Source organism: Pseudomonas sp. A (assembly GCF_056270345.1).
The window spans coordinates 1,335,027-1,356,956 of record NZ_CM149873.1 but is presented as its reverse complement, the minus strand read 5'-3'; the positions used below and the strand labels follow the sequence as shown (position 1 = coordinate 1,356,956).

Genomic DNA, 21,930 nt, shown 5'->3' with positions numbered 1-21,930 from the left:
ATCATCAGCTCGAACGTCGCTGCTGCAACCCACGGCCCAGCACCATGGCTGCCGGCAACAGGACCAATGGCCACAGCTCGTCAGGGTTGCCGATCAGCTTGCTGCCATCGAAGTTGAGCATCACCAGGGCACAGGCCAGGTACATGCCCCAAGGGTCACGAAGGCGCAAGGCCTGGACCAGGGTCATCACCACGATGACCAGGAACAGGACCAGCGAGACGCCACCGGTGTAGAGGCCCAGGGCAACGAAGATATTGTGTGGATGCTGGATCGGCATGAAGCCGCTCAGCAGCTTGTCGGTATGGAACTCGACGCCGCAGCCGACCATCCAGCCACAGTTTTGCCACTCGCCGACCATCACGTGGAACAACTCGCCACGATAGGAATCACCGCGCTCGAACAGCGAATGGAACCAGGCCATGTCCTTGACCAACCAGAGGGCGATGCCGCCAAGTACCGCGAATACCAGCAGCCAACTGCCGGCCACGCGCGGGAAGCGCCACAGCGCCCAGCACGCCCAGGCGGCAAACAGGAACGCCGCGCCGACCATCGCGGTACGCGTCTGCAGGACGAAGGTAATCGCCACCACCGACAGCGCCACGGCGGCAAACGCTTCGACCCAGCGACGACGGTGCAACCACCCCGGCATGGCCAGCGCCAGCGCACAGAGCAGCCATATACTGGTGTAGATCACGTTCTGCATGCGCGCGGGCATCAGGCTGACCCGCTCACCCAAGGCGTAGATGCCGGTCAGGTAGGCAAACGCCGAATAGCCGAAAATGTAAAGGCAGATGATCCAGAACAGCGCACGCGCGAACACTTCAGAGCGGAAGAAGCCCTGATTCGTCAGCCCTGCCACGGCAAAGACAAAGAGCGCAACATAAGCAATGTGCTTGTAGAACTGCCCATCGCCAGCAATCGCTGCGGGTACCAGGAACCACAGCAGGAATACCAGCCACACCAGCCCAAGCTTGTCGCTGAACAGCCCCGCGCCACGCTCCTTGACCAGGAACACCAGGCCAGGCAACGCGATGAAGGCGTAGAAAATGTTGTTGGTCCATTTCGATGAGGCCATCAACACGAAGCTGGCCAGGAACATGATCAGCGCAGCGCTGAAGTAACGCCTGCTCGTGCGGTTGTCGTTACCAATCCCTTCAAACATCATTCAACACCCATCCCAGCAATAGTCCGATAACCAGCACGCCCAACAGACGAATGCGATCCATGCGCTTGCGCCGTGCCTTCTTGATTTTCTCTTCCGCCATTTCCACATGCTCGCCGAAACCGGTATGCAGCACGGCGTCGTTCTCCAGGATCAACGCATAGCGGTCGCGCTCGGCGTACAACCGCGACAAGCTCTTCTCGCCGGAATGCGAGGCGTACGGTGCATGTGCCTGGTAGTCGGCCAGCCTGCGCAGGCCCGGGTTGAACGAGAACCCCTGCCATTCCGCCTTGTGCGAGCCCAGCTTGTGGAAAGCGATGCCCTGCAGCACCTGGCGCTCCTCCAGGAACACATAGGGGCTGTGCACCTGCAGGTCATGATTGAAGCTGCGCAGCCAGACCTGCAACGCTTGCGGGTCGGCCTCCAGCAGTGCCTGGGATTCCTCGATGAAGCCCGGGCGATAGAAGGCCCAGTCATCCTCGCAATGGAACACCCAGAAGGTCTTGATCTGCGAATAGGCGGCGTCCACCGAGCGCAACTGCCCAAGCTTGGGATTGTTGACGATGAAGGTGGTGTGCTCGCGCCAGTGTTCCGGGATGCAGCCACGCACTGCCTCGTCACCGGAGTCTTCGGTGATGAAGACTTCACGGATGGGCGCCGTGTTGTAGCGGTCGAAACTTTCGAGCGTGCGCTTGAGCAGTTCGAATCGACCACAGCTGGTCACCACCAGTGTGATCTCGCTGTTTTCACTGAAGATCATGGCTTCCTCGATGTGTGTAGGGCTTAACGCGACAGGCCGATGGCCAGCAGCACACGCTCCAGCAGGCCAGGCTTCGCGGCCGGGCGCAGCGGCGCGCGCATGGCCTCGGTGATCGCCTGCCCGAGCGCGTGGAAGGTATAGCGCTGCTCGGCCAACTGCTGGCCATTGCGCGAGATACGCTCGGCCAGGGCGAGATCGCCACGCAGCCGGGCGAGCTTCTCGCGCAACTGCTCGAGGTCGCGGTAGAGCACGATATTGTGCATGTCGACGAAGCCCAGCGCCTGGTTCTCTTCCTCGCCCTGGTCATAGGCGAACAGGACGCAGCCACAGGCCATGGCTTCGAAGTTCTTGATCATGTACTCGCCCATGCCGACGTCGGCACTGACGAAAAAGCGGATGCGGCTGAGTGTCCGGCTGTACTCCTCGCCGGATTTGGTACGGGTGATCAGCAGGTTTTCCACCGCCGCAATCGACTCGAGCATCTGCTTGCGCCCGGAGTAGGCCACGCTGCGCAGGCTGCCGACGAACGCCAACTCGATATCACGCTCATGGTTTTCATTGCGCAGCAGCGCCTGGTCGTAACCCTTGGGCACGAAGATCGCGTCGAAGCCTTCGTCGCGCAGGCGTCGGGTGACCACTGCGCCGGAGGTGATGATGCGCGCCCATGGCAGCTGGCGGTAGTACTCGCTGAATTTGCCGGTGTACTTGCAGGGAATGTAATTCTGGTAGGCGTCGTGCTCGAGGATCACCAGGTTCGGGATCGTCCGAATGAAGCGTGCCTGGCGGATCTCTTTCTTGAACCGCAGGAAGAACAGGATGCGGTCGTACTGCTCGACCTGCACATGCTCGCGGAAATAGCTGCGCAGATCGGCCTGCTCGTCACCGGTCAACCAACGGATATCGCACTCGCAGTCGGCCGCGATGCCTTCGTACAGACGGTCCAGGATGGCGCGTTGCTCTTTCTGGACCAGGAACAGGACTTTCACCGTGGTTCTCTCTTGTCGATCATTGTGCCGACCCACAGCAGTTCGTGGCGCCGTACGGCCTTGCGGAAGAATTCATTTTCACCGAATGCGGGCCAGCGCCGGGCGGCGAGGCAGCGCTGCAGGAAGCGACGGATTCGGCGCTTGAGCGGGGCCGCAGGCTGCAGGTCGTGCATCATACCCAAAGCGATGGCCTTTTGCCTCTGCTCTTGCGCATCCACCCCAAGTACCCAAGGGCGCATGGGCATGCCGGCATCGAAGAAGGGTGGCAAAGGTACACCGGTACCGGCATCACCCATCGGCCAACGGTCATTGTCGTGCAGGTGGTTGGCGTAGAACAGCAGGGTTTCAGGCCGCCAGTCGGCGCTCTGCAACGCCTGCTGCAAGGCGTCATGGGCACACACATGGTCCGGGTGCGGATCGAGGGTCGGATGCGGCATCACGATGGTTGCCGGACGCGCGCGCTCGATGAGCTCGCGCAGGTCCTGGACCAGGTTGGTCCAACTCGGCCGGCCATCGGCATCGCTTTGCAACGCGACTTCGTTGAAACGACGGAATGGCCGGGTGTCGGCCAGGTCCGCCTCGCGCGACGGGATCGATGCCTCGGGCTCGGCCTGCATGGCAGGCAACTGCATGCAGAAATAGCCCAACTGCACGGTTTGACTGGAAGGCACGCCGGCCCAACGCGGCACGGCGACGCTGTCCCAGCTGCGCAATTGGCCCTTGAGCCGGGCCGCCTCGACCAGGTCGAGGCCGAAGGTGTCGCGGTAGTACTCGTTCTCGATCTCGCCAGCGGTGAGGGTCACGATCCAGCTGCTCTTCGCCTGGGAATAGGCAGCGAACGCCGCCAGCTCGGCATCGTCGGCATGGGGGGCGATAACCATCAGGGTGCCAGCCAGGTAATCGGGGTGACGCAGCACCAGCAACTCCATCTCAGGTGCTACGCGACAATGGCGACCACTCAGGCGCAACTGCCCGGCGTTCAGCGCCTCGGCCTGCCCGCTCAGGTTCAGGTAGCGCACACCTCTCACACCCCGCTCGAAGGCCTGGTAATCGGCGACACCACCGTCGATACGTACTGCCGGATCGAACAGCCGCCCCAACCAGCCGGCGCGCAGGCTCACCCGTAACAACAGGGTCTCGCTACCGTCCAGCGTGCAATCGCCCGGCAAGGCCAGCACCCCACCCTGGCTGCGCAGCGCATGACGCTCGCTGGCTTGCAGGTCGTACTGGTAGTCGCTGCCCGGCACATAGAAGAGGTGGTCGGAAAACCAGGCCTCATGAGCCACCCACAGCAGCACCGCGAGCACGGGCGGCAGCCACAGCGCCCACAGCGCCGAGAACAGCAGCACGACCAGCGCCAGCAGCAGGATTACCCGTTTGCGCTTGCGATGGCGTTTGAGCAGTTGCTGTTTGTTGGCGCTCATGTTCAGACCTGGAAGACGTTGACGGGGTTGCACCAACGATCCTTGTACTCCCGGTCGGACCGACCGAACGAGAACCGCAGCGCCTTGCCGCGGGTATTGGCATCCTCCCAGGCGGCCTGGGTATTGAGGAAGCTCAATACGCTACCAGGGCTGAAAGCCTTGGTCTCTGGATCGACACCGCCGTTTACATATTCGACGCTGATCCATTGCGGCGCCTCGACGCGATACACCAGTTGAATGGCGATGGGCGCCCCTTCAAGGAACAGCACCGAACCGATCAGCAGCTCGCGCAGGCGCTCGACCACCTCTGCCATGCGGGCCGCGCCGGTGGCCGGGAAGCCCCAGCGACGCTGGAACAAGTCACAGTACATCGCGGCGATCTCGGCTGCAGTGAAATCGCCGATCGGTCGCACCTGGCCACCCGCCTCTTCCAGCAGGCGCAGCTCACGACGCTGGTTGTAGCGGAATTTCTTCGACAGATCTTCATGGGGCCGCGCCATGGCCAACTGCTCAGGTTGTGCCTTCAGGCCGGCGAAACGGCCCTGGTTCAACTCCGACAGGTAGCGACCGGCGTGGCGCAGTGGCGCCCCGGCATCGGCGGCGGCTGGCAGGATGATCTCGGCATTGCCCAGGTCGAACAGGCCTTTCTTGCCTTCACGCTTGAGCACGTCCTTGGACAGCGCCAGGTGGCGCCCCCAGGTTGGCAGCGCGGCCTTGAGCTCGGCGCCCTGGAACCAGCCCAGGTAACGCACCGGGATCCCGGCCAGGTCAGCCAGTTGCTCGATCACCAACGGGTGCGTGGCGACACTGCCGCCAAAACGCTGCCAGGCTTCGTTGTAGGCGGCCGCATCGATCACTTGCCAGCCGCGTTCACGCCAGGCCTTGAGATGATTGAGCATCAGGCCTCCGCCATCAGCGCGCGGACGTGCGGCAGTTGCCAGAAGGCATCCCGCACTGCCGAGTCACTGAAGCGCTGCTGCAGGCGCTGCAGCATATGCCCGGCGCATGCCTCGCGCTGCTGCGCGTCCAGTCCGGCCATGTGCTTCAATCCCTGGGCCAGCTGCGCGGCATCGCCCAGCGGGAACAGCACACCCACGCCCTCGACCACTTCCCGGGCGCCGCCACAGGCGGTGGCCAGCACCGGCACGCCAGCGACCATGGCTTCGAGCAGGACCATGCCGAACGGCTCATGGTCGGAGCTCAGGGCGAACACGTCGAAAGCGCGGAAATAGCGGCGTGCATCCGGCACCTGGCCGAGGAAGTCAACCTGCCCGGCGATGCCCAACTCGGCAGCCAGGGCCTTGAGTTTCGCCTCGAGGCGCCCCTTGCCCAGGATCGCCAGGCGTGCACCGGCCGGCAACCCCGGCAAGGCTTCGGCGAAACCACGCAGCAGCGTGGCCTGGTCCTTGTCCGGATGCAGGCGACCGACGTTACCGACCACCCAGGCACGCTCATCCAGGCCCAAGGCCCGGCGCGCCTCGTCACGCGGCACCAGGCTGGCCTGCAGTGCCTCGACATCGATGCGGTTGTACAAGGTCTGGATACGCTCGGCCGGCCACTGGCCCAGGCAGCGTCGCATGTCGTCGCGCACCGCATCCGACACACCGAGCAGGCTCAGGCGCTTGCGGAACAGGTTGGCGAACAGCCGCCGCCCCTTGCGCTCATAATCGCCGAAGGCATGGTGCACGCCGATCACCGGCAAGCCGGTCCCCAGCAGCGCGACATAGATCGGCTTGAAGCGGTGGGCGATGCAAAAGCTGAAATTGCGCTGCGCGGCGATCTTGCGCAGCGCGCGGATTGCACCCAGCTTCAGGCCGCGCACGGCCTTGGAGCTGAACTCGAGAAACAGCACCTCGTCCGAGGCACAGCCGGCCGCGACCTGCCCGTCGGCTGCCCCGGTGAGGAACACGGTAGTGACCTTGTAGCCGCTGCCCTGGAACAGGCTGGCGTATTGACGGGCACAATCGAGGAACGGCCCGTCATAGCCATGGCAGAACTGCAGGATGCGCGGTTCAGAGCGGCTGGTCATACGGCGCGGCGCCTTCCTTGACCACCAGGATGTCTTCCATGATCAGGTACTGCAGGTCCGAGCCGAAGAACATGTTCAGGGCGTCGGTCGGCGAGCAGATCATCGGTTCGCCGCGGCGGTTCAGCGAGGTGTTCAGCGACACGCCGTTGCCGGTCAGGTCTTCCAGCGCCTTCATCATGTCGTAGTAGCGCGGGTTGTACTCGCGCTTGAGCACCTGGGCGCGCGAAGTGCCGTCCTCGTGGACGACTTCCGGCACGCGGGTCTTCCACTCTTCGGCGACTTCGAAGGTGAAGGTCATGAATGGCGCGGGGTGATCGATCTTGATCATCTGCGGCGCGACAGTGTCGAGCATCGACGGACAGAAAGGTCTCCAGCGTTCGCGGAACTTGATCTGGTGGTTGATGCGGTCGGCCACGCCTTCCACGCTTGGGCAGCCAATGATCGAACGACCGCCCAGGGCGCGCGGACCGAATTCCATGCGACCCTGGAACCAGGCCACCGGGTTGCCATCGACCATGATCTTGGCGATCTGCTCAGGCATGTTCTCGAGCTTGCGCCATTTCGGCTGGCTCGGGTGACGGGCACAGGCGGCGATCACGTCTTCATTGGAATACGCAGGGCCGAGGTAGACATGCTCCATCTTCTCGACCGGCACGCCACGGGCGTGGGAAACGTAGGCGGCCGCACCAACGGCGGTACCGGCGTCGCCGGAGGCCGGCTGGACGAACAGCTCCTTCACATCATCACGGGCGATGATCTTCTGGTTCAGCTTGACGTTCAATGCGCAACCGCCGGCGAAGGCCAGCTTGCCGGTCTCTTTCAGCGTGTCGCCCAGGTAATGGTCGATCATCTGCAGGGCCAGCTTCTCGAACAGCGCCTGCATGCTGGCGGCGTAGTGGATGTACGGCTCGTCGGCGATGTCGCCTTCACGTTTCGGGCCCAGCCACTCGATCAGCTTGGGCGAGAAGTAGAAGCCCTTGCCCTTCTCTTTATAGCGACGCAGGCCGATGACGTTGGCGTATTCGGTGTTGATCACCAGCTCGCCGTTTTCGAAGCTGGCCAGGCGCGAGAAGTCATACTTGCTGGCGTCGCCATACGGCGCCATGCCCATGACCTTGAACTCGCCATCAAGCATTTCGAAGCCGAGGAACTCGGTGATCGCGCCATACAGGCCACCCAGCGAGTCCGGATCGAAGAATTCCTTGATCTTGTGGATCTTGCCGTTTTCGCCGTAGCCGAAGAAAGTGGTGGCGTACTCGCCCTTGCCGTCGATACCGAGGATCGCGGTTTTCTCTTTGAAACCCGAGCAGTGGTAGGCGCTGGAGGCGTGGGCCAGGTGGTGCTCGACCGGCTCGATCTTGATCTTTTTCGGATCGAAGCCCAGTTGCTCCAGGCACCAGACGATCTTCTTGCGGTAGCGCTTGTAGCGGCGGTTGCCCATCAGCAGCGCGTCCAGGGCGCGGTCCGGGGCGTACCAGTAGCGCTTGGCGTAGTGCCAGCGGGCCTTGCCGAACAGGCTGATCGGGGCGAACGGAATGGCCACCACGTCGACGTCCGACGGCTTGATGCCGGCCTGCTCCAGGCAGAACTTCGCCGACTCGTAGGGCATGCGGTTCTTCGCATGCTTGTCACGCACGAAGCGCTCTTCTTCGGCGGCGGCAATCAGCTTGCCGTCGATGTACAGGGCCGCGGAAGGGTCATGGCTAAGGGCGCCGGACAGGCCAAGAATCGTCAGTGCCAAGGGTCTAGCCTCTCAAATCGGTATGAAGTGCGCCAACGGCCATTCGGGCGGATGGCGGCTAAAGGGCGGGATTATAACGCAAAGATGGCGGACACACCGCCCCCTTGTAGGAGCGGCCTTGTGCCGCGAAAGGGCTGCGAAGCAGCCCCGGCAATTTCAGCGGCGCATATGAAATCCGGGGCCGCTGCGCAGCCCTTTCGCGGCACAAGGCCGCTCCTACAGGGTTCGTGCGGGTTATTCGGCGATCAGCCAGTCCATGCGCAAGCTGCCGGCGGTCTGCGCCAGCTCCTTGGCCAGCCACGGCAGCAGCGTCTTGAGCTCATCTTCCAGGCCCCAAGGCGGGTTGGCGATGGCCAGGCCCGAGCCGTTCAGGCCCTGCGGGCTGTCCTGGTGATGCACGTACAACTCGACCCGCAGCAGCTTCGGCGCGCCGGTGCTGGTCAGGTCCTGGTAGAAACGGGTCAGCGAGCGCTGGTCCTTGATCGGATACCAGATCGCCGCGACAGTCTGGCGCATGCGACCGATCGCCTCTTTCATGGCCACGGTGCAGCGCTTGAGCTCGTCGGCCTGCTCGAACGGCGGGTCGATCAGCATGATGGCGCGCTTTTCCTGCACCGGTAGCAAGGCCCGGGCGATGTGCCACCCCTCGCCCAGATGCACGGTGACGCGCGGATCCTTTTTCATGTTTTCCTTGAGCAGCGCCCCATCTTCAGGGTGCTTCTCGTTGAGCAAGGCGCGGTCTTGCTGGCGCATCAGGCGGCGCGCGAGCTCGGGCGAGCCCGGGTAGTAGCGCAGCTCGCCATCCGGGTTCAGGCGTTTGATGATGCGCAGGTAGTCTGCGGCCGCTTCCGGCAGGTCGTCGCGGTTCCACAGGCGGGCCACGCCCTCGAGGTATTCGCCGGTACGGCTCGCCTGGTCACCCTGCAGGTCGTAGAGACCCAGGCCAGCGTGAGTATCGATGTAGGCGAACGGCTGCTCCTTGCGCGACATCAGGGCGATGAGGCGGGTGAGCACGATGTGCTTGAGGACGTCGGCGTGATTGCCGGCATGGAAGGCGTGACGATAGTTCATGAGGACTCCTGCGGGGGCGCCAAGTTTACCTTGTCGCGAGGGAGTCGTCAGGTGCGGCGGTCGGTGCTGAGGCATTCGCGGGTAAACCCGCTCCCACAAGGAAAGTGAAATCCCTGTGGGAGCGGGTTTACCCGCGAAGTAGCAGACGCCGATTCAGCAGGCGTTACTTGTCAGCGTGGTACGCCGCATCAGCAGTTTCAAAACGCGAAACCATGCTGTTCGACGGGCTGCCCAGCTTGCTCACCACAAAGATGGCGATGCTGGCGAACAGGAAGCCCGGAATGATCTCGTACAGACCCATGTCCACGTAGTTCTTCCACAGGATCACGGTCAGCGCACCGACCACGATACCAGCCAGCGCGCCGTTGCGAGTCATGCCCTTCCACAGCACCGAGATCAGCACCACCGGACCGAAGGCGGCACCGAAGCCGGCCCAGGCGTAGGCCACCAGGCCCAGCACGCGGTTCTCGGGGTTGGCGGCCATGGCGATGGCGATCAAGGCAACGGCCAGGACCATCAGGCGACCGACCCAGACCAGCTCGGTCTGCGAGGCATTCTTGCGCAGGAACGACTTGTAGAAGTCCTCGGTCAGGGCGCTGGAGCACACCAGCAGCTGGCAGCTCAGGGTACTCATCACCGCGGCCAGGATGGCCGACAGCAGCACACCGGCGATCCATGGGTTGAACAGGATCTTGGCCAGCTCGATGAACACGCGCTCATGGTTCTCGGTCACCGGACCCGCCAGGTCAGGATGCGCCGAGAAGTAGGCGATGCCGAAGAAACCGACGGCGCAGGTACCGGCCAGGCACAGGATCATCCAGGTCATGGAGATGCGGCGGGCGTTGGCGATCGACTTGACCGAGTCGGCGGCCATGAAGCGCGCCAGGATGTGCGGCTGGCCGAAGTAGCCCAGGCCCCAACCCATCAGCGAGATGATGCCGATGAAGGTCGCGCCCTTGAACATGTCGAAGTGCGCCGGGTTCACCGCCTCGATCGCCAGGAAGGTGGTATCGAAGCCACCGGTGGAGATCAGCACGATGATCGGGGTCAGGATCAGCGCGAAGATCATCAGCGAGGCCTGCACGGTATCGGTCCAGCTCACCGCCAGGAAGCCACCAACGAAGGTGTAGGCGATGGTGGCCGCGGCACCGGCCCACAGAGCGGTCTCGTAGGACATGCCGAAGGTGCTTTCGAACAGACGGGCGCCGGCGACGATGCCGGAAGCGCAGTAGATGGTGAAGAACACCAGGATGACGATCGCCGAGATGATCCGCAGCAGACCGGTCTGGTCTTCAAAACGGCTGGAGAAGTAGTCCGGCAGGGTCAGGGCGTCACCGTTGTGCTCGGTCTGCACGCGCAGACGGCCGGCGACGAACAGCCAGTTCAGGTAGGCGCCGACGGTCAGGCCGATGGCGATCCAGGCCTCGGAAAGGCCCGCGAAGTAGATGGCGCCCGGCAGGCCCATCAACAGCCAGCCGCTCATGTCCGATGCGCCGGCGGAAAGCGCGGTGACCACGCTGCCGAGACTACGGCCGCCGAGAATATAGTCGGAAAGGTTCTTGGTGGAGCGATAGGCGGCGAAGCCGATCAGCACCATTGCCGCAATGTAGACCACGAAGGTGATCGTTAGTGGATTGCCCATGAGTTGTGCCCTGGCGTTGTTTTTATCTCTTGCGACCGCCGCGCACGACGGTTGCACCCAGGCGGCGCATCCTATGCAACAACATGAACGAGGTGCAACCATTTTTCATTTGCAAGTTGCACCCAGCCATGGTTTTTCGGATAAAGCCCCTTTTTTGCTCCTTTTCGGAGCAAACACAGCGCTTTACATAAGCAAAAGCAGTAAAAAAGACCGTTTCGGCTGTAAGGAAACCGACTTCAGACGAGTTGCACCTTTACCGCGAAGATTTCGGGTTGCACCCGGTTGCACCCGAATTGTCCTACAGGCTAATCTTGCCTTCAGCTTAGGTCACATCCGTGGCCAATAACGAGGATAAGAAATGGCGACGACCACCCTTGGGGTCAAACTCGACGACCCGACCCGTGAGCGACTCAAAGCAGCTGCGCAGTCCATAGACCGCACGCCGCACTGGTTGATCAAGCAAGCGATCTTCAACTATCTCGAGAAGCTCGAGGGTGGCGCCACCCTGAACGACCTCAACGGCCATGCCGCCGCTGGCGATGACGCCGGCGAAGTCGCCGCCGACCACGCCCACCAGTGCTTCCTGGAATTCGCCGAAAGCATCCTGCCGCAGTCGGTACTGCGCTCGGCGATCACCGCCGCCTACCGCCGCCCCGAGCAGGAAGTGGTGCCAATGCTGCTGGAGCAGGCACGCCTGCCGGCCGCCCAGGCCGAAGCCACCAACAAGCTGGCCGCGAGCCTGGCCGACAAGCTGCGCAACCAGAAGAGCGCCGGCGGCCGTGCCGGCATCGTCCAGGGCCTGCTGCAGGAGTTCTCGCTGTCGTCCCAGGAAGGCGTGGCGCTGATGTGCCTGGCCGAAGCCCTGCTGCGCATCCCTGACAAGGGTACCCGTGACGCGCTGATTCGCGACAAGATCAGCACCGGCAACTGGCAGCCGCACCTGGGCAACAGCCCGTCGCTGTTCGTCAATGCCGCCACCTGGGGCCTGCTGCTGACCGGCAAGCTGGTCAGCACCCACAACGAATCCGGCCTGACCTCCTCGCTCACCCGCATCATCGGCAAGAGCGGCGAGCCGATGATCCGCAAGGGCGTCGACATGGCCATGCGCCTGATGGGCGAGCAGTTCGTCACCGGCGAGACCATCGCCGAAGCCCTGGCCAACGCCAGCAAGTTCGAGTCCAAGGGCTTCCGCTACAGCTACGACATGCTCGGCGAAGCTGCGCTGACCGAGCACGACGCACAGAAATACCTGGCCTCCTACGAGCAGGCGATCCATTCGATCGGCAAGGCCTCGCACGGCCGCGGCATCTATGAAGGCCCGGGCATCTCGATCAAGCTCTCGGCACTGCACCCGCGCTACAGCCGCGCCCAGTACGAGCGCGTGATGAGCGAGCTGTACCCGCGCCTGCTGTCGCTGACCCTGCTGGCCAAGCAGTACGACATCGGCCTGAACATCGACGCCGAGGAAGCCGACCGCCTGGAGCTGTCGCTGGACCTGCTCGAGCGCCTGTGCTTCGAGCCGTCGCTGGCTGGCTGGAACGGCATCGGTTTCGTCATCCAGGCCTACCAGAAGCGCTGCCCGTATGTGATCGACTACGTCATCGACCTGGCCAAGCGCAGCCGTCACCGCCTGATGATCCGCCTGGTGAAGGGCGCCTACTGGGACAGCGAGATCAAGCGCGCCCAGGTCGAAGGCCTGGAAGGCTATCCGGTCTACACCCGCAAGGTGTACACCGACGTGTCCTACGTCGCCTGCGCCCGCAAGCTGCTGGCCGTGCCAGAAGCCATCTACCCGCAGTTCGCCACCCACAACGCCCACACCCTGTCGGCCATCTACACCATCGCCGGGCAGAACTACTACCCGGGCCAGTACGAGTTCCAGTGCCTGCACGGCATGGGCGAACCGCTGTACGAGCAAGTCGTGGGCAAGATCTCCGAGGGCAAGCTGAACCGTCCGTGCCGCGTGTACGCGCCGGTCGGCACCCACGAGACCCTGCTGGCCTACCTGGTCCGCCGCCTGCTGGAAAACGGCGCCAACACCTCGTTCGTCAACCGCATCGCCGACCACTCGATCTCCATCCAGGAACTGGTCGCCGACCCGGTCGCCAGCATCGAGCGCATGGGCACCCAAGAGGGCAGCATCGGCCTGCCGCACCCGCGCATCCCGATGCCGCGTGAGCTGTACGGCAGCGAGCGGGCCAACTCGGCCGGTATCGACATGGCCAACGAACACCGCCTGGCGTCGCTGTCCTGCGCCCTGCTGGCCACCGCCCACAACGACTGGAAAGCCGCCCCGCTGCTGGGCTGCGCCGCCAGCGAACAGCCGGCCGCAGCGGTGCTCAACCCGGCCGATCACCGCGATATCGTCGGCCACGTGCAGGAAGCCACCGTCGCCGACGTCGACAACGCCATCCAGTGCGCGCTGAACGCCGCACCGATCTGGCAGGCCACTCCGCCGGCCGAGCGCGCCGCGATCCTCGAACGCGCCGCCGACCTGATGGAAGCCGACATCCAGCCGCTGATGGGCCTGCTGGTGCGCGAAGCCGGCAAGACCTACACCAACGCCATCGCCGAAGTGCGCGAGGCGGTGGACTTCCTGCGCTACTACGCGGTGCAGGCACGCAACGACCTGCGCAACGACAGCTGCCGCCCACTGGGCCCTGTGGTGTGCATCAGCCCGTGGAACTTCCCGCTGGCGATCTTCTCCGGCCAGGTGGCCGCGGCGCTGGCCGCCGGCAACCCGGTACTGGCCAAGCCGGCCGAACAGACCCCGCTGGTCGCCGCCCAGGCCGTGCGCCTGCTGCTGGAAGCCGGCATTCCCGAAGGCGTGCTGCAGCTGCTGCCAGGCCAGGGCGAAACCGTCGGTGCCGGCCTGGTCGGTGACGAGCGTGTCAAGGGCGTGATGTTCACCGGTTCCACCGAGGTTGCCCGCCTGCTGCAACGCAACATTGCCGGTCGCCTGGACAACCAGGGCCGCCCGATCCCGCTGATCGCCGAAACCGGCGGCCAGAACGCCATGATCGTCGATTCCTCGGCGCTGACCGAGCAGGTGGTGATCGATGTGGTCTCCTCGGCCTTTGACAGTGCCGGCCAGCGTTGCTCGGCCCTGCGCGTGCTGTGCCTGCAGGAAGACTCCGCCGACCGCGTGATCGAGATGCTCAAGGGCGCCATGGCCGAAAGCCGCCTGGGCAACCCGGAGCGCCTGTCCGTGGACATCGGCCCGGTGATCGACGCCGAAGCCAAGGCCGGTATCGAGAAGCACATCCAGGGCATGCGCGACAAAGGCCGCACCGTCTATCAGGTGGCCATCGCCGAAGGCGAGGAAATCAAGCGCGGCACCTTCGTGATGCCGACCCTGATCGAACTGGAAAGCTTCGACGAGCTCAAGCGTGAAATCTTCGGCCCGGTGCTGCACGTGGTTCGCTACAACCGCAAGGACCTGGACCAGCTGATCGAGCAGATCAACGCTTCCGGCTACGGCCTGACCCTGGGCGTGCACACCCGCATCGACGAGACCATCGCCAAGGTGGTGGACAACGTCAACGCCGGCAACATGTACGTCAACCGCAACATCGTCGGTGCCGTGGTCGGCGTGCAGCCGTTCGGCGGTGAAGGCCTGTCGGGCACCGGCCCGAAAGCCGGTGGCCCACTGTACCTGTACCGCCTGCTGTCGACCCGCCCGGCCGACGCCATCGCCCGCCACTTCCAGGCCGACGATGCGCGCAGCCAGGCCGACACCACCCTGCGCGACCAGCAGCTCAAGCCGCTGACCACCCTCAAGACCTGGGCGGCCAGCAGCCAGATGAGCGACCTGGCCGCGCTGTGCGAGCAGTTCGCCGAGCAGTCGCAGAGCGGCATCACCCGCGTGCTGCCAGGCCCGACCGGCGAGCGCAACACCTACAGCGTGCTGCCACGCGAGCACGTGCTGTGCCTGGCCGACAACGAGGCCGACCTGCTGGCCCAGCTGGCGGCGGTACTGGCCGTGGGTAGCTCGGCGGTGTTCCAGGACGGCGAGCCGGCCAAGACCGTGCGCGGCCGCCTGCCGAAGGAGCTGCAAGCGAAGATCAAGCTGGCGGCCGACTGGAGCAAGGATGACGTGGCCTTCGACGCGGTCATCCACCACGGTCACTCCGACCAGTTGCGCGGCGTCTGCGAGCAGGTGGCCAAGCGTGCCGGCGCGATCGTCGGCGTGCACGGGCTTTCGAGCGGCGATCACCAGATCGCCCTGGAGCGCCTGGTGATCGAGCGGGCGGTGAGTGTTAACACCGCGGCGGCGGGCGGTAACGCCAGCCTGATGACCATCGGCTGACGCTGACAGTCGTTGAACGGAAAAGGAGAGCTCAGGCTCTCCTTTTTTATTAGCCCCTCGCGGGCCTCTTCGCGGGTAAACCCGCTCCCACAGGTACAGCGCGGGCCTTAAGGCACAGGTGACCACTGTGGGAGCGGGTTTACCCGCGAAGAGGCCGGCACTGACTGCACAAATCTCAGTGTTTCATGCCGAGTTCGGCATCATCCATCAATGCCTTGGCCAGGGCGCTCAGGTAATACGACGCCCAGAGCAACTGGGGCTTTTCCTCCATGATCCCGGTGATGGTCAGGTCGCGTACGCAGCCCATCAGCTCCGAGGCCTGGTCGCCGGCGTGCTGGCAGGGGATGCCGGGCTCGATGCAGAACAGCGGGTCGGTCTGGCCTTCGCCTTGGTAGAACTTGGTCTTGCCGACGGTGGTGGGGATGTTGCCTGTGGTCATGGTTTTTCTCCCTGAAAGGGTCGGTGCCTGTGCGGGCCTCTTCGCGGGCAAGCCCGCTCCCACAGGTACGGCGCTGGCTCCAAGGCACAGCTGAACCTGTGGGAGCGGGTTTACCCGCGAAAGGGCCCGACCAGGCACGCGACCTAGTGCAAAGTGGGCGCCTGCGCCGGCATCTGCACCTGGATCAACGCCGCTTCGAGCAACACACGCAGCGATTCCATTTCATGCATCGACGCCATCATCAACACGGCAGCCGGCGACCTGGGTTTGAGCTGTACGGCGTGATGGGCCACGGTCAAGGCGCACAGGGCGTACTCGGTGGCCTGGATGAGGGTGTCTTCGAGGGAATGAGGGTTGTGGGGGGATCGGGGACAATCTTCAACATAGCTACCTCTTGCTGATCAAGTGGGACCACCACCCGTTGCTGTCAAACAAGAAGGTGGCAGCTGTATATGGGTTGACAGACCGGTCAGCAAGAGCAAAACCCCGGCGCACGCGAAGTGCCCCACATACAGCCGCCATAAAGGGCAAAGCCGTTGAGTAAGCTCTTGATAATCGGCCTGTCAAAGCCGGTCGCTGATTGTGCAGCGACCGTCCGAGACTAGAGGCCAACCCGGAGCACCGCAATGGCTTGAAAGGGCTTGGGAGTATGTTTGGGAATTGGACTACATGGAATAGGGAAAGTCTTGGAATCTGCGTAGGAAACGCACTGCGGCTCGGCCATTCGAGCCATAGGTGCGACTGGAAAGCTGCGATTAATTTGAGGCCAAAACAGCCATCAGGCCGATTTCTTTTTCACCGTGAAGTCAACTTCCAGGTCGGCGTTCGCCAGAATATTCACCAGTGCATCCAGCGAGAACTTGTCTATCTTGCCATTGAGCAAGTCACTCAAGCGTGGCTGAGTCAGATGCAGTCGCCGTGCTGCGTCTTTCTGCGGCAGATCCCAGGACCGGACAATCCTGGCCAACACCCTCATCAGCTTCGCCCGAAGCCGCAGGTTCTCGGCCTCTTCCGGTGAGTCGAACAGCGCATCCCATACCGAAGTGGAGCGTTCGTTTGTCATCGCAAATCCCTCTGTGCATCCATCTCGTTCAAACACTGTCGACTCCAGCTCAGCAGGCGCCCAACAATTTGTATCGCGCTTTCGCCAGATCGATATCGCGCTTTTCCGTCTTCTCGGTCGTCTTGCGAAACGCGTGCAGGACATAAACCGCTTCTGGTCGACTCACGACGTAGAACACCCGAAACGCCCCGTCCTGACACTTGATGCGGATTTCCCGCGTCCCAGGCCCAACGCTTTCCATTGGTTTCCAGTCGAAGGGGGCCTCACCGTCCTGGATCAGCTCCAGCTGATACCCGGCCCGCTGCCTTGCCACAATCGGAAAGTCCCGCAGGTCCTGCTTGCTGCTACCCAACCATTCGATTGGCTTTTGCCCATCATGCATCCTGCACGCTCCCGCCAATGCACTCGCCTGGCTTGTCCTTATCGGAGACGTAAGCTCTCCATGAGCGGCAAAGATAAAACTATATCGATATCGATATAAGTGCAATTGCGTGACAAGGCTTTGCGACGGGTAACACCTACGCCCATACTGCCCGGCGCAACCCAAAGACGGCCAGGGCGATGGCAACTTCTGCCCCCATATCACCCAAACCAATTAACCTGTCCCCTGCCCTATTACCTTGCCTAGACTCGCTGCATCCCGAACCAGGAATGCCGCCATGTCCGAGCAACTCCTCAGCAGCCGCAACCTCGCCTTCGAACTCTACGAAGTCCTCGACGCCGAAGCCCTGACCCAGCGCCCGCGCTTCGCCGAGCACAGCCGCGAGACCTTCGACGCGGCGCTGACCACCGCCCGTACCATTGCCGAAAAGTACTTCGCCCCGCACAACCGCAAGGGCGACGAAAATGAGCCGCGCTACGTGGACGGCCGCGCCGAGCTGATCCCGGACGTTAAGCCTGCGGTCGACGCCTTCCTCGAAGCGGGCTTTCTCAACGCCAACCGCGACTTCGAAGTCGGCGGCATGCAGCTGCCCAGCCTGGTATCGCAGGCCTGCTTCGCCCACTTCCAGGCCGCCAACGCCGGTACCACGGCCTACCCGTTCCTGACCATGGGCGCGGCCAACCTGATCGAGAGTTTCGGCAGTGACGAACAGCAACGCCTGTTCCTGCAACCGATGATCGAAGGACGCTACTACGGCACCATGGCCCTGACCGAGCCCCATGCAGGCTCGTCCCTGGCCGATATCCGTACCCGCGCCGAACCTGCAGGCGACGGCACCTACCGGCTCAAAGGCAACAAGATCTTCATCTCCGGCGGTGACCACGAGCTGTCGGAGAACATCGTGCACATGGTCCTGGCCAAGCTGCCGGACGCGCCGCCCGGGGTGAAGGGCATCTCGCTGTTCATCGTGCCCAAGTACCTGGTCAACGCCGACGGCAGCCTGGGGGCGCGCAACGATGTGCTGCTGGCCGGGCTGTTCCACAAGATGGGCTGGCGCGGCACCACCTCCACGGCGCTTAACTTCGGGGACAACGGCCAGTGCGTCGGCTACCTGGTGGGCCAGCCGCACCAGGGCCTGGCCTGCATGTTCCAGATGATGAACGAGGCGCGCATCGGCGTCGGCATGGGCGCGGTGATGCTGGGCTATGCCGGCTATCTTTATTCTCTGGACTACGCCCGCCAACGTCCACAGGGCCGCCTGCCGGACGACAAGGACCCGCACAGCCCCGCCGTGCCGATCATCGAGCACAGCGATGTGAAGCGCATGTTGCTGGCGCAGAAGGCCTATGTGGAGGGTGCTTTCGACCTGGGCCTGTACGCGGCCCGGCTGTTCGACGACACCCACACCGCCGCGAATGCGGAGGCTCGCCGGCAAGCCCTGGAACTGCTCGACCTGCTCACGCCCATCGTCAAGTCCTGGCCCTCGGCGTATTGCCTGAAGGCCAACGAACTGGCGATCCAGATCCTCGGCGGCCACGGTTACACCCGCGAGTACCCGGTCGAGCAGTACTACCGCGACAACCGCCTCAACCCGATCCACGAAGGCACCGAGGGCATCCAGTCCCTCGACCTGCTCGGGCGCAAGCTGGCGCAGAACAACGGCGCCGGGCTCAAGCAACTGATCCGCCTGATCGCTGGTACCTGCGAGCGCGCCAGCCATCACCCGAACCTCGATGCGTTGCGCCAGCCCCTGGAGCACCTGGTAAACCGATTGCAAAGCGTGACCATCGCCCTGCTCGGCGACCTGGCCACCGGCAAGGTCGCCGGCGCGCTGGCCAACTCGGCGCTGTACCTCAAGGTGTTCGGCCACTGCGTGATCGGCTGGCGCTGGCTGGAGCAGGCCATTCATGCCGAGGTCGGCCTGCTCAAGGGCAGCGACCGCGACTTCTATCAGGGCAAGCTCCAGGCCGCGCGTTATTTCCTCACCTGGGAAGTGCCGGGCTGCCATAATGACCTCGCTTTGCTCGAGGCCCGCGACGACACCTGCCTCGCGATGCAAGAGGGGTGGTTCTAGGGGGAGCCGCCGCACACACGGAGGTTTCCGATGTTCGACTCCAGCACCCTGCTGCGCCAGCGCTTTGCCGCGCTGCGCAGCACGGCCGAACTGTTCTCGCTTCGCCATGTGAAGCAATCGCACCAGTCACTGTCGGTACGGCGCAACGTCGCCGAGCCGCCCTTCTTTAGCCAGGACGAAGGCGCCATGCTCACCGTGCGGGTGGATGGCGTCGAGGCCTACGCGGCCACCGCTGACCTGTCCCAGGCCGGGCTGCAACGCGCCCTGGAGCAGGCCGAGGCGCTGGCCCGGCGGATCAAGGCCAGCAGCTTGCTCGACCTGAGCGGCCAACCGGCCCCAGAGGGGCGCCACGACCATGTCTCGCCCAACTTCGAGCAGCCCCTGCCCAACCTCGCCAACTGCCTGGACCTGCTGGCCGCCGAATCGGCCAGCGTGCCACGTGACGAACGCCTGGTGGACTGGCAGGCCAGCCTTGGCATCAGCGTGGTCGAGCAGACCTACCTGAACTCCGCCGGCGCCGAGCTGCGCCATGCCCAGCGCTTCGTCTACCCGGGCCTGGGCGTCACCGCCAGCGACGGCCAGGACAGCCAGAGCCGCAGCCTGGGCCGCGAGAACTTCGGCCAACAGGGCGGCGTCGAGGTGATCGAGCGCTGCGGCCTGGTCGGCGCGGCCCGCCGGGTGGCCGACGAGGCCCTGCAACTGCTGCTGGCGCCCAACACCCCGAGCAGCCGGCGCGACCTGCTGCTGATGCCCGACCAGATGATGCTGCAGATCCACGAGTCCATCGGCCATCCACTGGAGCTGGATCGCATCCTCGGCGATGAGCGCAACTACGCCGGTACCAGCTTCGTCAAAGCCGGCGACTTCGGCCATCTGCAATACGGCTCGAAGCTTCTCAACGTGACCTTCGACCCGACCCTTCGCGAGGAGCTGGCCAGCTACAGCTTCGATGACGACGGCACCCCGGCCAGCAAGCAGTTCCTGATCCGCGACGGCCTGCTGGTTCGCCCCCTCGGCGGCGCGCTGTCGCAGCTGCGCTCGGGCCTGGACGGCGTGGCCAACAGCCGTGCCTGCGGCTGGAATCGGGCGCCGATCGACCGCATGGCCAACCTCAACATCGAGCCGGGCGACCAGTCGCTCGCGCAACTGGTCAGTGGCATCGAGCACGGCATCCTGATGCGCACCAACCGCTCCTGGTCCATCGACGATGCGCGCAACAAGTTCCAGTTCGGTTGCGAGTGGGGGCAGTTGATCGAGCACGGCGAGCTCAAGGGCGTGGTCAAGAATCCTAACTACCGGGGCATCTCCGCCGATTTCTGGCGCAACCTCTCGGCCGTGGGCGACAGCAGCACCTTCCAGGTGCTCGGCACACCCAACTGCGGCAAGGGCGAGCCCAACCAGGTGGTGCGCGTCGGCCATGCCTCGCCGGCCTGCGTGTTCCGCCAGATCGACGTATTCGGAGGGGACGTCTGATGAGCACCTATCAACAACGCTTCGAGGACCTGCTTGGCGCCCTTCGCGACGCGGTGCTGCCCGAGGAGCAGTTCACCCTCGGCTACAACGCCGAGCATTCGCAGTTTGTACGCTTCAACCATGCCAAGGTGCGCCAGGCCGGATTGGTCGCCCAGGCCAGCGTGCAGTTGCGATTGATCCGCGACGGCCGCCAGGCCGAGCAGCACATCACCCTGGGCGATGACGCCGGGCTGGATCGCCAGCGCCTGCACGACGGCCTCGGGCAACTGCGTCAGACCCTGCCGTTGCTGCCGGTCGACCCGTACCTGAGCCTCGATCAGAGCGCTTGGCACAGCCACAGTCTGCTGGAGCAGCCACTGCCCGAGCTGGATGACGTGCTGACCCTGGTCGAACACGACGCCGGTGACCTGGACCTGGTCGGCATCTACGCCGCCGGCCCCATCTGCCGGGGCTTCGCCAGCTCCTTCGGGGCCTTCGGCTGGCACCAGGCCAACAGCTTCAACTTCGACTGGAGCCTGTTCCACGCCAACGGCCAGGCGGTCAAGGCCAACTATGCCGGGCAGGCCTGGAGCGGCGAGACCTTCGCCGCGCGCCTGCGCCAGGCCCGCGAACAGCTCGAGCACCTGGGCCGCCCGGCCGTCACCCTCAAGCCCGGCAGCTACCGTGCCTACCTGGCGCCGGCGGCGATGGACGAGATTGCTGGCATGCTCTGCTGGGGTGGTTTCTCCGCCCAGGCCCTGGCCACGGGCAATAGCCCGCTGCAGCGCCTGTACAACGGCGACGCGCAACTGAGCCCACAAGTGAGCTTCAGCGAGCAGGTCAGCGGCTCGCTGAGCCCGGCGTTCTCCGACGAGGGCTCGCCCCGTCGCGACCTGCTGCTGATCGGCGAAGGCCGTGCGCTGGAGCGGCTGGTAAGCGCCCGCAGCGCCGCCGAGTTCGCCCAGGAGGCCAATGGCGCCGACAGCCATGAGTCACCGTGCGCGCTGAGCCTGGCCCCGGGCAACCTGCCCGGCGAAGAGGTGCTGGAGCGTCTGGGCACCGGGCTGTACATCAGCAACCTGTGGTACCTGAACTACTCGGACCTGCCCGCCGCGCGCATGACCGGGCTGACCCGCTTCGCCACCTTCTGGGTGGAAAACGGCCAGATCCAGGGGCCGGTAAGCACCATGCGCTTCGACGACAGCCTGTACAACCTGCTGGGTAGCCAGCTGGAGGACCTGACCCAGGAGCGCGAGATGATCCTCTCGACCAGCACCTACGGGCAGCGCAGCACCGGGTCGAGTCATCTGCCGGGGGCGTTGCTGAAGGGGTTGACCCTGACACTGTGATCCGCAGGACCGACCTCTTCGCGGGTAAACCCGCTCCCACAGGTTTG

At 64.2% G+C, this 21,930-nt stretch carries 16 protein-coding genes and 1 pseudogene; 4 read left to right on the top strand and 13 right to left on the bottom strand.

Annotation, left to right across the window (positions count from 1 at the left end; all coding sequences use genetic code 11):
- Positions 1-4: 4 nt before the first annotated feature.
- The 9 genes from AC0MAZ_RS06100 to putP all read right to left on the bottom strand — a co-directional run bounded on the left by AC0MAZ_RS06100 (position 5) and on the right by putP (position 10,815).
- Positions 5-1,165, bottom strand: coding sequence for an O-antigen ligase domain-containing protein (locus AC0MAZ_RS06100; protein ID WP_475860636.1), 1,161 nt, complete (start codon positions 1,163-1,165; stop codon positions 5-7).
- The gene (locus AC0MAZ_RS06095) at positions 1,155-1,922 is read right to left on the bottom strand and encodes a glycosyltransferase family 2 protein (protein WP_475860634.1); all 768 of its coding nucleotides are present in this window, start codon (positions 1,920-1,922) and stop codon (positions 1,155-1,157) included. Before AC0MAZ_RS06095 ends, AC0MAZ_RS06100 begins: the two co-directional genes overlap by 11 nt.
- 23 nt (positions 1,923-1,945) lie before the next feature.
- Positions 1,946-2,908, bottom strand: coding sequence for a glycosyltransferase family protein (locus AC0MAZ_RS06090; RefSeq protein WP_203648219.1), 963 nt, complete (start codon positions 2,906-2,908; stop codon positions 1,946-1,948).
- Positions 2,905-4,332 (bottom strand): PIG-L deacetylase family protein, encoded by a 1,428-nt coding sequence (locus AC0MAZ_RS06085; RefSeq protein WP_475860631.1) that lies wholly within the window; start codon positions 4,330-4,332, stop codon positions 2,905-2,907. Before AC0MAZ_RS06085 ends, AC0MAZ_RS06090 begins: the two co-directional genes overlap by 4 nt.
- Before the next feature lie 2 nt (positions 4,333-4,334).
- Positions 4,335-5,231 (bottom strand): antimicrobial resistance protein Mig-14, encoded by an 897-nt coding sequence (locus AC0MAZ_RS06080; protein ID WP_234562690.1) that lies wholly within the window; start codon positions 5,229-5,231, stop codon positions 4,335-4,337.
- Positions 5,231-6,361: a glycosyltransferase gene (locus AC0MAZ_RS06075; RefSeq protein WP_475860628.1), complete on the bottom strand. Its 1,131-nt coding sequence runs from the start codon at positions 6,359-6,361 to the stop codon at positions 5,231-5,233. The genes AC0MAZ_RS06080 and AC0MAZ_RS06075 overlap by 1 nt, the downstream gene beginning before the upstream one ends.
- Positions 6,345-8,102: a carbamoyltransferase family protein gene (locus tag AC0MAZ_RS06070; RefSeq protein ID WP_028688304.1), complete on the bottom strand. Its 1,758-nt coding sequence runs from the start codon at positions 8,100-8,102 to the stop codon at positions 6,345-6,347. Before AC0MAZ_RS06070 ends, AC0MAZ_RS06075 begins: the two co-directional genes overlap by 17 nt.
- Positions 8,103-8,336: 234 nt before the next feature.
- Positions 8,337-9,173: a 23S rRNA (adenine(2030)-N(6))-methyltransferase RlmJ gene (locus tag AC0MAZ_RS06065; protein ID WP_475860625.1), complete on the bottom strand. Its 837-nt coding sequence runs from the start codon at positions 9,171-9,173 to the stop codon at positions 8,337-8,339.
- A gap of 163 nt (positions 9,174-9,336) precedes the next feature.
- Entirely contained in the window at positions 9,337-10,815 is a 1,479-nt protein-coding gene (gene putP, locus AC0MAZ_RS06060; RefSeq protein WP_232856301.1) for a sodium/proline symporter PutP, read from the bottom strand.
- Positions 10,816-11,173: 358 nt separating this feature from the next.
- On the opposite strand from putP, the gene putA reads away from it, so the two are divergent.
- A complete protein-coding gene (gene putA, locus AC0MAZ_RS06055; protein ID WP_475860623.1) occupies positions 11,174-15,124 on the top strand; it encodes a trifunctional transcriptional regulator/proline dehydrogenase/L-glutamate gamma-semialdehyde dehydrogenase in 3,951 nt (1,316 codons plus the stop codon).
- A 175-nt stretch (positions 15,125-15,299) separates the two neighbouring features.
- Here putA and AC0MAZ_RS06050 read toward each other — a convergent pair whose 3' ends face one another.
- The 4 genes and pseudogenes from AC0MAZ_RS06050 to AC0MAZ_RS06035 form a co-directional block, all read right to left on the bottom strand.
- On the bottom strand, positions 15,300-15,563 hold the full coding sequence (locus AC0MAZ_RS06050) for a DUF3077 domain-containing protein (protein WP_475860621.1): 264 nt from the start codon (positions 15,561-15,563) through the stop codon (positions 15,300-15,302).
- 143 nt (positions 15,564-15,706) lie between these two features.
- Positions 15,707-15,948 (bottom strand): annotated as a pseudogene (locus tag AC0MAZ_RS06045) (hypothetical protein).
- 393 nt (positions 15,949-16,341) lie between these two features.
- The gene (locus AC0MAZ_RS06040) at positions 16,342-16,626 is read right to left on the bottom strand and encodes a helix-turn-helix domain-containing protein (RefSeq protein WP_110734806.1); all 285 of its coding nucleotides are present in this window, start codon (positions 16,624-16,626) and stop codon (positions 16,342-16,344) included.
- 49 nt (positions 16,627-16,675) lie between these two features.
- The gene (locus AC0MAZ_RS06035) at positions 16,676-17,008 is read right to left on the bottom strand and encodes a type II toxin-antitoxin system RelE/ParE family toxin (RefSeq protein ID WP_203648230.1); all 333 of its coding nucleotides are present in this window, start codon (positions 17,006-17,008) and stop codon (positions 16,676-16,678) included.
- A 277-nt stretch (positions 17,009-17,285) separates the two neighbouring features.
- Between AC0MAZ_RS06035 and AC0MAZ_RS06030 the strand changes: the two genes are divergently transcribed.
- From AC0MAZ_RS06030 to AC0MAZ_RS06020, 3 genes are read left to right on the top strand one after another with little or no spacing between them, the layout of a single operon-like run.
- Complete coding sequence (locus AC0MAZ_RS06030) at positions 17,286-19,082, top strand: acyl-CoA dehydrogenase (protein ID WP_475860619.1); 1,797 nt, start codon at positions 17,286-17,288, stop codon at positions 19,080-19,082.
- A gap of 30 nt (positions 19,083-19,112) precedes the next feature.
- Positions 19,113-20,555, top strand: coding sequence for a TldD/PmbA family protein (locus AC0MAZ_RS06025; RefSeq protein ID WP_475860617.1), 1,443 nt, complete (start codon positions 19,113-19,115; stop codon positions 20,553-20,555).
- Complete coding sequence (locus AC0MAZ_RS06020; protein WP_254464088.1) at positions 20,555-21,883, top strand: TldD/PmbA family protein; 1,329 nt, start codon at positions 20,555-20,557, stop codon at positions 21,881-21,883. The genes AC0MAZ_RS06025 and AC0MAZ_RS06020 overlap by 1 nt, the downstream gene beginning before the upstream one ends.
- Positions 21,884-21,930 lie beyond the last annotated feature (47 nt).

Excerpts from the sequence above, each read along its gene's own strand:
- AC0MAZ_RS06035 (WP_203648230.1), bottom strand. The coding sequence starts at position 17,008 with ATGCATGATGGGCAAAAGCCAATCGAATGGTTGGGTAGCAGCAAGCAG.
- AC0MAZ_RS06040 (WP_110734806.1), bottom strand. The coding sequence starts at position 16,626 with ATGACAAACGAACGCTCCACTTCGGTATGGGATGCGCTGTTCGACTCA.
- putP (WP_232856301.1), bottom strand. The coding sequence starts at position 10,815 with ATGGGCAATCCACTAACGATCACCTTCGTGGTCTACATTGCGGCAATG.
- AC0MAZ_RS06095 (WP_475860634.1), bottom strand. The coding sequence starts at position 1,922 with ATGATCTTCAGTGAAAACAGCGAGATCACACTGGTGGTGACCAGCTGT.
- AC0MAZ_RS06020 (WP_254464088.1), top strand. The coding sequence starts at position 20,555 with ATGAGCACCTATCAACAACGCTTCGAGGACCTGCTTGGCGCCCTTCGC.
- AC0MAZ_RS06100 (WP_475860636.1), bottom strand. The coding sequence starts at position 1,165 with ATGATGTTTGAAGGGATTGGTAACGACAACCGCACGAGCAGGCGTTAC.
- AC0MAZ_RS06080 (WP_234562690.1), bottom strand. The coding sequence starts at position 5,231 with ATGCTCAATCATCTCAAGGCCTGGCGTGAACGCGGCTGGCAAGTGATC.
- AC0MAZ_RS06030 (WP_475860619.1), top strand. The coding sequence starts at position 17,286 with ATGTCCGAGCAACTCCTCAGCAGCCGCAACCTCGCCTTCGAACTCTAC.
- putA (WP_475860623.1), top strand. The coding sequence starts at position 11,174 with ATGGCGACGACCACCCTTGGGGTCAAACTCGACGACCCGACCCGTGAG.
- AC0MAZ_RS06025 (WP_475860617.1), top strand. The coding sequence starts at position 19,113 with ATGTTCGACTCCAGCACCCTGCTGCGCCAGCGCTTTGCCGCGCTGCGC.
- AC0MAZ_RS06075 (WP_475860628.1), bottom strand. The coding sequence starts at position 6,361 with ATGACCAGCCGCTCTGAACCGCGCATCCTGCAGTTCTGCCATGGCTAT.
- AC0MAZ_RS06085 (WP_475860631.1), bottom strand. The coding sequence starts at position 4,332 with ATGAGCGCCAACAAACAGCAACTGCTCAAACGCCATCGCAAGCGCAAA.
- AC0MAZ_RS06065 (WP_475860625.1), bottom strand. The coding sequence starts at position 9,173 with ATGAACTATCGTCACGCCTTCCATGCCGGCAATCACGCCGACGTCCTC.
- AC0MAZ_RS06050 (WP_475860621.1), bottom strand. The coding sequence starts at position 15,563 with ATGACCACAGGCAACATCCCCACCACCGTCGGCAAGACCAAGTTCTAC.